Origin of the sequence: Micromonospora sicca (genome assembly GCF_003172935.1) — a bacterium.
GTDB lineage: Bacteria > Actinomycetota > Actinomycetes > Mycobacteriales > Micromonosporaceae > Micromonospora > Micromonospora sicca.
Genome location: NZ_QGKS01000402.1, coordinates 1 through 7,299 on the forward strand (window position 1 = coordinate 1; position 7,299 = coordinate 7,299).

Genomic DNA, 7,299 nt, shown 5'->3' on the forward strand with positions numbered 1-7,299 from the left:
GCGGGTGGGGTCGCGGGTCGGCTCTGCGCCGATCCGACGCGCACGTCCCCGCCGGCAGGCGTGACCGGGGACGGCGGCAACGCGGCCGCACCGTCATCACCCTGCCCCCCCGTCGTCGCGTTGGCTGCCGGGAGACGACTCACCGAGCTCTGGTGCCCGGTGTCGAGGTCCAACGTGACCGCCGCCAGCGCCAGTACGACGATCAGGTAGCCGACTCCCGCGACCGTCAACACCCGTGCCGGCCCGAGCTGCCAGATGCGGTCAGAGCCGTCTCCATGACGTGGGCTCACCCTCGCGCTCCCCTTCGCACCACGTTGGGCCGGCGCGGACGACCCACGGCCGGTGTGGCAGGTGACACACGAGTGTATAGGCGTTGAACGATCCCCACCGCCCGTCGTCCCGTCAGCGCCCGCGTACCGGGGGTCGCAGGCGCCCGGTCCGGTCGGGTCCCATGGAGAACGACCTGATCCTCCCGGCCAGCGCCTCGCCGTCACCGAGAAGCGATCGTTGCACCAGCCGACAGCAGTCTCTCCGCCAGCGCGCGACAGCGCCTCCCGAGCTCCGGAGGGTCGAGCACCTCGAAGTCGTGCCCCAGCAGGAGCACGTGCATGAGCAGGAAGTCGAGGCTGCCGGCGCCACTGAGCACCTCGCAGAGCTCGCTCCCTCGCCGTCGTACGACGGCCGCCGACGCCGGAATCTGCGCGCGCACCGTGTCGGCCGACGCGTGCACGAGGAAGCGCGCCTGGAGCGGGTAGGCCCGACTCGCCACACCCTCCTGCACGTACGTCGCCGCGTCGGGCGTCGGGCGCGGGCGGAAGCGCCAGGTCCGTGCAGACACATCGGTCATCCGGTCGACGCGGAAGCTGCGCCAGTCGTCGCGTTCGAGGTCGTAGGCGAGGAGGTACCAGCGCCGGTCGGAGGCAACCAGGCGGTAGGACTCGACCCGCCGCCGTCGCACCTCGCTCCCGGACGGGTAGTCGAAGCCGGCCTCGACCTCGTCGCGGCAGGCTCTGGCCAGCGTCATGAGCACCTCGGGGTCGACCGGCGTACGGCCTCCGCCGAAGGACTCCACCGAGCCGGAGAGCGCGCGCACCTCGTGCCGCAGCCGGGTGGGCAGCACCCGATCGAGCTTGGTCAGCGCCCGGAGTGCGGCGTCGCCGGCGCTGGCGACGCCGCCACCCGCGCCGGCGAGCAGCGAGACCGCGGTGGCGATCGCCTCCTCGTCGTCGAGCAGCAGCGGCGGCAGATCCCGCCCCGGGCCGAGCCGGTAGCCGCCGCCGACACCCTGGCTGGCATGCACCGGATAGCCGAGCGTGCGCAGCCGCTCGACATCACGCCGTACCGTGCGCGGCGTGACCCCGAGCCAGTCGGCGAGCTCGGGGCCGGTCCAGACCTGGCGCTGCTGCAGCAGCCCGAGCAGGGTGAGCACCCGCTCCGTCGTACTGCGCACGTCACCGCTTGCCACGTCCATGTCGCCCACCTTGTCAGAGATAGCGGACCGATTCTGTCCGCCAGGGGTGTCAGGGTGGCTCCATGGAGGCAGACGAACTCGAATGGAACCGGACGCTGCGCGAGTGGCCGATCTGGTGCTGCACGTCCACCGCGAGCTGATCCCCACCTGTCCGAGGTCTGCCTGCTGCGCGACCTCTACCTGCACACGAAACCCGCTACGAACGGAGCAACCCGATGAGCCGCCACCTCCAGGTCACCTTCGACGCCCACGACCCGCGGGCGCTGTCGTCGTTCTGGCGCGACGTACTGGGCTACGTCCACCCCGGGCCGCCCGGAGTCGACCTGCCCGAGGACGCCGACCCGCTGGCCGCGTGGGACGACTTCCTCGCGCGGATCGGCGTACCGGAGGAGCAGCGCAACACGAGATCGGCCATCGAGGACCCGGACGGGCCCGGCCCACGGCTGTTCTTCCAGCAGGTGCCGGAGGACAAGGTCGCCAAGAACCGCGTCCACCTCGACGTCCGTGCGGCTCCCGGACTGCAGGGAGAGGAGCGGATGGCGGCGCTGGAGGTCGAGTGCGAGCGGCTCGTCGCGCTGGGAGCGACGCGAGTGCGTCGCTACGAGCCCGCTCCCCCGATGAGCGCCGGCTTCATCGTGATGACCGACCCCGAGGGCAACGAGTTCTGCCTGGACTGACGCAGCTCGGCGGTAGTCGCCGGTCGGGGCTAGGTGTCGGCTCGGACCGTGCGGAGCAGGAAGCCGGGCAGAGAGAGTTCCCGCTCGTCGCCGAGGTCGACGTGGTTCAGACGCCGGAGGGGAAGGTCTCCGGCTCCCGCGCCCGGCCGGTGTGCAGGGGACGCACCCCCTGGGTGGCGTCGAACCAGCAGAAAGCGTCGTACCGGTCGCCCAGCACGGTCGGCACGTAGTTGCCCAGCCGTTCCCGCTCCGGGTGGTAGACCACCCCGATCGCCCGATGGTCCAGCTCGTCGGTGAGCACGTCGGGTCGGTCGGCCCGAGGGAAGACGAAGAGCGCCCGCTCGGGGGCCGACCGGTGCAGCACGTCCTCCAGGGTGCCGGTCATGGCCGGCGGCACCGCCATCAGCTCCGTGGGCGCGCCCCAGGCCCCGCCCGCGACGACGGCGCCGTGGTGAGTGCCGAAGCCGACCAGCACCACCTGGTCGGCGCCGTACCGCTGGCGGGCCAGCTGACCGATGTTGATCTCGCCGGCGTCGGCCATGTCGGTCGCCCGGGCATCACCGACGTGGGTGTTGTGCGCCCACACCACGGCCTTCGATCCGGGTCCGTAGTGGTCGAGGAGCCGGTCCAGGGTCTCGTCCATGTGCCGGTCCCGAACGTTCCAGGACTGGCGCCCGCCGGCGACCATCGTCCGGTAGTACCGTTCCGCGCCCGCCACCACCTCGGCGTTCTGCCGGGCGGCGAAGCGCGCATCCGGGTCCGTGTCGGCCGGCCCGGGGCCCTCGGCCGTGGCGCGGAGCGCCACCAACAGGTCGACGACCTCGTTTTCGCAGCTGGTGGGCACGAACCTGGTGGCCCTCGCGTACTCCTGCGGGTCCTCCCGGTACGGCTCGAAGCAGCGGTACGCGGCCAGCGCGGCGGGCACCAGCCCTGGCTCCCGCTCGCGCAACCAGACCAGGATCTCCCGCAGCGACTCCCAGAGTGAGTAGACGTCCAACCCGTGGAAGCCGACCCGGCACTCCGGGTCCACGCCCGCGTTGTGCCCCCGCAACCAGCGGCAGAAGTCGACGACCTCCTCGTTCGCCCACATCCAGGTCGGCCAGCGCTCGAACGCGGCCAGGGCGTGGTACGGGTCCTCCGGCGCGTCGGCCCGGCAGCGGACGGCTGCGGTCCACCCGGTCGCAGTCCGGCCAGTCCCCCTCCACGGCGACCAACGAGAAGCCCTGCTCGGCGATCAGGCGCCGGGTCAGCTCCGCCCGCCACCGGTAGAACTCGTGCGTACCGTGGCTCGCCTCGCCCAGCATCACCACCCGGGCGTCGCCGATCCGGTCCAGGAGGACATCGAGATCCCCCGCGTCCGTCAGCGGCGCGGCCAGCGCCACCACCTCGTCCGCGTACCGCGCCACAGTCCCTCCTGTCGGTGCCGTCGCTTCCGGGGCGGCTACCCGTCGCGGCGCCGGACAAACGGGGTAGCCACCGCTCGCGTGGCGGTCCCCGGAATTCCGGGGTTCGGGTGAGTGCAGGGCAGGGCGGCACGGCACCGGGCCGGTCAGTCGCCGACGTCCGGTAACGGATCTGCCAACGTCCGGCGGCGGCGGCGGACCGGCGGGACGGTTTCCGGCTCGTCCGCCGGTCCGGGGCCGAGTGCCGCCGGTTCGGGCTCCGGCGGGGCCTGCTGCTCGTCCGACGGTGCCGGCGCAGGCAGCGCGACGAGCTCCGAGGTCTCGCCGGCAGGTGGCGCCGATGACGCCGGCGCGGGTTCGAGTCGCGCGATCGCGTCGGTGAGGGCGGCCAGGTGGGTGGACAACTCGCCGATGCGCAGAATGACCTCCCGCCGTACCGACGCCAGGTCGACCGGCTCGCCGTCCGGAACGTCCTGCTCCTCATCGAGGTGGCGACCCAGCCGTTCCTCCACGGCCTCCGGCTCGTACAGCTCCTCGACCAGGCGCAGGTAGAGCTCGTTCGGGTTGGGCAGGTCCACGATCGTACGCAGCACGTTGCTCCGGTTGGCGGACTCCAGGCGGAACGTGCCGTAGTTGAGCAGCCGACCGAGCGGCGACTGCACGTACCGCATGTCGGTGACCCGCAACAGGGGGATCATCCCGACCCGGCGGAAGAGCACCCCCTCGGTCGACATCAGCCGCTTGTTGGTGATGACGAACCGGCCGAGGTACCACGCGAACCCCCGGTGCGCGGCGGTCAGGACGGCCAGGGCGACGACCAGGGCGATCAGCCAGCCGACGTACCGCGGCTTGATCCGCTCCTCGGCCGCCCACACCCCGAGCACGGCGTAGAGGGTGATCACGCCGAGGCTCTTCGCCGGGTGGATCCAGTGTCGGCGCCACTCGCCCCGGAACCGCTCGGTGGGGAAGAGGAAGGGGGCCACCCAGCGGGTGGGCTCGTCCTCCAGCGGCAGGACCGGTCGGGCGCCGAGCAGGTCGTCGCCGACCGGCTCCTCCCCCGGCGCCGATCCGCCGCTGACCAGCCGGCGGAGTCGGGTGATCAGGGCCGCGGAGAAGAAGCCGAGCCCGGTACCCAGTTTGAAGAGCTTGCCGGGCCGGTCGTTGATGACCGCGGCCAGTTCCTCGGCCCGGATGCCGGCGCGCGGCGTGTCCTGGTAACGCAGCCAGGCCGACCAGGCCACCAGCTTGCGGCCCAGCCACGGCGACAGGTCGGTCATCTCGTTGACGACCAGCCCCAGCACGACGGCCAGGACCATCTCCGTGGTGCCCATCAGAGACTCGGCCCGCCGGCCGGGAGCGGGGCGTGCCGACCGAAGCCGGGGGCCGGACGTGGCCGCGCCGGCGGCGCCGGGCTGGGGACGACGGCGTGTCGACGGGCCGCCTCGGCGCCGGACGGCGTCAGCCGGTAGTAGCGGCGCCTCGGGCGTCCCTCCGCGCCGTCCGCCGGGCTCTCCCAGGAGCCGGCGACCCAGCCGGCGTCCTCGAGCCGGTCGAGCACCGCGTAGACCGTCGGGCCGGACCGCCGCAGCGACCTCATCAACTGCCAGCCGTGCACCTCGGTCTGCTGTTCCCACGCCTGGAACAGCAGACCGAGCACGTCGGTCGTCGCGCGGTTCATCGCCGGCGGAGCCATGGCTCATTCTAAGGACGAGTTACCACAGTGGAGGATGTCGGCTTGCCGACTCCCCCGCGACCGGCCGATGGTCCGCAGCGGACAGGCGTGGCGGCGCCGCAGGGCGCCACCACGCCGCCCGGGATCAGGCTGCGGCCCTCGTCTCCTCGAGCCCGAAGACGTCCAGCGGGATGGACCGGCCGAGCACCGCGTCGCCGGCCGCATCGGGGTGGTAGCAGTCGTGCCGCCACGGACCGTAGATGACGGTCGGATCGGTCGGATCCTTCAGCAGCGCGTCGAAGTCGAGGACGGCGTCGAAGGCGCCGGAGGTACGGATCCACCGGTTGACGGTGAGCCTGGTCTGCTCCTTGCCACTGCCCGCCGGATTGCACATCGGCAGGATGGTCGCCCCGACGATCTTGTGGCCGGCGGCGTGGACGCGCGCCGCGACCTCCCGCATCGCGGCGATGACCTGCTCGGGTGGGGCCGAGGGGGCGTACGCGCCACCGCCGATGTCGTTGGTGCCCTCCAGCAGGATGACGTACTCGACGCCGGGCAGGGAGAGCACGTCCCGGTCGAGGCGCAGTGGCGCCGGCGGGCCGCAGCACTGGTTGGTCGGGTCGTACGGGTTGGGTTGGATGCTGACCGTGTTGCCGCTGATGCCGGCGTTGGCCACGGACAGTTGGCGCGCCGGCGGCAGCGCGTCGATCCGTTGCGCGAGCACGTCCGTCCACCGTGGTCCGCCGCCGACCGCCTGGTAGCCGTCGGTGATGGAGTCGCCGAGCGCGACGATGGTGCCCCGCGCCGGGGACCGTGCGGCGACCGCGTCCACCCACCACAGCGTGCCGCCCCGGAACGCGCCGAACGCCTGCCCGGTCTGATCCCGGGTCGCGTCCCCCGGCCCCACCGACAGGAACGAGCCCGGGGTGTCGGTCTCCGGTGGCGGGAAGGTGTGGTCGTTGACCGGTGCGCCCGGTGCGTACACGCTGACGGCGAGGTGGTCGCCCGCCCGCACGTGCAGTCGTACCGGGTCGGACCAGACACTGGCGCCGGGCGCGATCGTCACGCTCCGGGCACCGGCGAAGGTCACCGCCCGCAGTGACCCGGGCAGCAGCGCGGGATCGTCCACCCGGGCCTGCCGGCCGACGGACGCCGCGCGGACGGTGACGCCGGTCGCCCCGAACGGGTTGGACAGGCGTACCCGCAGGTTCTCTCCCCTGGCCGTCACGGTCAGGACGTTGCGGACGGTCGCGTCGGGTGCGGTGCCGTGCACTCCCTGCAGCGCCGACTCGGTGAGCGTCACCTCCGCGGACCGCTGCCCGCCCGCGACGGCCGGCCCGGCGGGCGCCGACAGGCCGGCCGCCGTGAGCACGGCGGCGAGACAGGCTGTGATCGCCAGTCGTGTCGTCATGGGTTCTCCCGCCTCCGGATGCCGGTCATGGTGCCTCCCGTCGAAGCGATCGATCGAATGACCTTGATGCTTGTCGCCATGCCGCCGCCGGCAAAGCTCCTGGCTGCGGGCGAGCGGTCAGCGGACGGGCGGGAGCGGCGATCGGCGGGTTCCGGGCGACGAGCGGTGAGTGACGGTTCCTTCATCCACGTCGGGCGCGGCGCCTGGGTAGCCTCTAACCATGATCTTCATTACCGCCAAGTTCCGGGTGCTGCCGGAGCACGCCGACCGGTGGCCGCAGATCGCCGCGGAGTTCACCACGGCCACCCGCGCCGAGCCGGGCTGCCTGTGGTTCGACTGGTCGCGCAGCATCGACGACCCGACCGAGTACGTGCTGGTCGAGGCCTTCCAGGACGACGAGGCGGGTGCGGCGCACGTACGGTCGGAGCACTTCCGCACGGCGCAGCGGAGCCTGCCACCGCACCTCGCCGAGACGCCCCGGATCGTCAACGTGACCGTCCCGCAGGACGACTGGTCCCGGCTCGGTGAGATGGCCGTCCCCGACCGCGCCTAGTGCGGTGTCCACTAACGTTCACCGGGTTTGCGGTGGGTGTTGTGGATCCTCGCCTGTTGGGCGAGCGACTCCCCACCGGGTGGTGGGGCGGGCCTCCGCGGGCCAACTGATC

The 7,299-nt window shown here is 72.5% G+C and carries 7 protein-coding genes and 1 pseudogene; 2 read left to right on the top strand and 6 right to left on the bottom strand.

The features are described from left to right. Positions 1–233, bottom strand: a 233-nt coding sequence (locus DKT69_RS40295) for a hypothetical protein (RefSeq protein WP_236648470.1), incomplete at its 3' end; no start/stop codon positions are given. A gap of 257 nt (positions 234–490) precedes the next feature. Beyond that, on the bottom strand, positions 491–1,471 hold the full coding sequence (locus DKT69_RS31320; protein WP_109805042.1) for a helix-turn-helix transcriptional regulator: 981 nt from the start codon (positions 1,469–1,471) through the stop codon (positions 491–493). A 215-nt stretch (positions 1,472–1,686) separates the two neighbouring features. Between DKT69_RS31320 and DKT69_RS31325 the strand changes: the two genes are divergently transcribed. Next, a complete protein-coding gene (locus tag DKT69_RS31325; protein WP_109805037.1) occupies positions 1,687–2,148 on the top strand; it encodes a VOC family protein in 462 nt (153 codons plus the stop codon). A gap of 106 nt (positions 2,149–2,254) precedes the next feature. Here DKT69_RS31325 and DKT69_RS31330 read toward each other — a convergent pair. The 4 genes and pseudogenes from DKT69_RS31330 to DKT69_RS31345 form a co-directional block, all read right to left on the bottom strand. Next, positions 2,255–3,452: pseudogene (locus tag DKT69_RS31330) on the bottom strand (erythromycin esterase family protein). A gap of 245 nt (positions 3,453–3,697) precedes the next feature. Continuing rightward, complete coding sequence (locus tag DKT69_RS31335; protein WP_109805038.1) at positions 3,698–4,882, bottom strand: PH domain-containing protein; 1,185 nt, start codon at positions 4,880–4,882, stop codon at positions 3,698–3,700. Further along, on the bottom strand, positions 4,882–5,244 hold the full coding sequence (locus DKT69_RS31340) for a PadR family transcriptional regulator (RefSeq protein ID WP_236648471.1): 363 nt from the start codon (positions 5,242–5,244) through the stop codon (positions 4,882–4,884). Before DKT69_RS31340 ends, DKT69_RS31335 begins: the two co-directional genes overlap by 1 nt. Positions 5,245–5,368: 124 nt before the next feature. Beyond that, on the bottom strand, positions 5,369–6,634 hold the full coding sequence (locus tag DKT69_RS31345; RefSeq protein WP_109805040.1) for a GDSL-type esterase/lipase family protein: 1,266 nt from the start codon (positions 6,632–6,634) through the stop codon (positions 5,369–5,371). A 220-nt stretch (positions 6,635–6,854) separates the two neighbouring features. Between DKT69_RS31345 and DKT69_RS31350 the strand changes: the two genes are divergently transcribed. After that, complete coding sequence (locus tag DKT69_RS31350) at positions 6,855–7,187, top strand: putative quinol monooxygenase (RefSeq protein WP_109805041.1); 333 nt, start codon at positions 6,855–6,857, stop codon at positions 7,185–7,187. Positions 7,188–7,299 lie beyond the last annotated feature (112 nt).

Coding starts and splice junctions, on each gene's coding strand:
- DKT69_RS31345 (WP_109805040.1), bottom strand. CDS start 6,634: ATGACGACACGACTGGCGATCACAGCCTGTCTCGCCGCCGTGCTCACG.
- DKT69_RS31320 (WP_109805042.1), bottom strand. CDS start 1,471: ATGGACGTGGCAAGCGGTGACGTGCGCAGTACGACGGAGCGGGTGCTC.
- DKT69_RS31350 (WP_109805041.1), top strand. CDS start 6,855: ATGATCTTCATTACCGCCAAGTTCCGGGTGCTGCCGGAGCACGCCGAC.
- DKT69_RS31340 (WP_236648471.1), bottom strand. CDS start 5,244: ATGGCTCCGCCGGCGATGAACCGCGCGACGACCGACGTGCTCGGTCTG.
- DKT69_RS31325 (WP_109805037.1), top strand. CDS start 1,687: ATGAGCCGCCACCTCCAGGTCACCTTCGACGCCCACGACCCGCGGGCG.
- DKT69_RS31335 (WP_109805038.1), bottom strand. CDS start 4,882: ATGGGCACCACGGAGATGGTCCTGGCCGTCGTGCTGGGGCTGGTCGTC.